Genomic DNA, 622 nt, shown 5'->3' on the forward strand with positions numbered 1-622 from the left:
CCGGGGTTCGCTTCTTCCGGGGCGGGGCCGCCGGGTGGGCCTCGGCACGGCTGCTGCCGGGCTGGTTGCAGGAGATCGTGCGGGTGACGATGCGGCCGGCGGAGGTGCGTTGGCGTTCGCGGCGCAGGTAGCCGTGGGTTTCCAGTTCGCGTAAGGCGGCGGCGATACGGGTCGTGCCCTCGGGGAAGCGGGCGGCGAGGGTCTTGATGTCGACGCGGGCGCCTGCGGGGAGCGACTGGATGTAGACGGCCAGGCCGATCGCCAGGCCCGAGAGGGAGGGGTGCTGGGCCAGGTGGTTGCCGATCACCGTGAAGCGGGTGGTGTGGCGGGTGTGCTCGTGGACCAGGCCGCCGCCGGTTCGGGTGGTGTTGGCGGCAAGTTGGGACTGCGGGCGCGAGGGCGCGCTAGGGTTTTGGGTATCCATCGGGAAGGGGCGTTTCTTCCTTGGTGGTCAGGCCCTCGCACTGGGATGCCAGTCCCGGCGAGGGCCGTCGTATGTCTGGGGCATATCTGCGGTGGTGCTGCGGCGAGCGTAAGCCCGGCAACCTGTCCCGAATCCAGCCGAGTTGGTGATGTTCACCCGGGTGGGTGAGTTTGCGCCGTGAGCGGGAGGGAGGGGTGG

Annotated in this window: 1 pseudogene; it reads right to left on the reverse strand. The window is 70.3% G+C overall.

The annotated features are described in order from the left end of the window. Positions 1 to 424 (reverse strand): annotated as a pseudogene (locus L0P92_RS44820) (helix-turn-helix domain-containing protein); the annotation flags it as partial. Between the last annotated feature and the right edge of the window lie 198 nt (positions 425 to 622).

The sequence above is a fragment of the Streptomyces muensis genome (assembly GCF_021474425.1).
In the GTDB taxonomy this organism is placed as follows: domain Bacteria; phylum Actinomycetota; class Actinomycetes; order Streptomycetales; family Streptomycetaceae; genus Streptomyces; species Streptomyces muensis.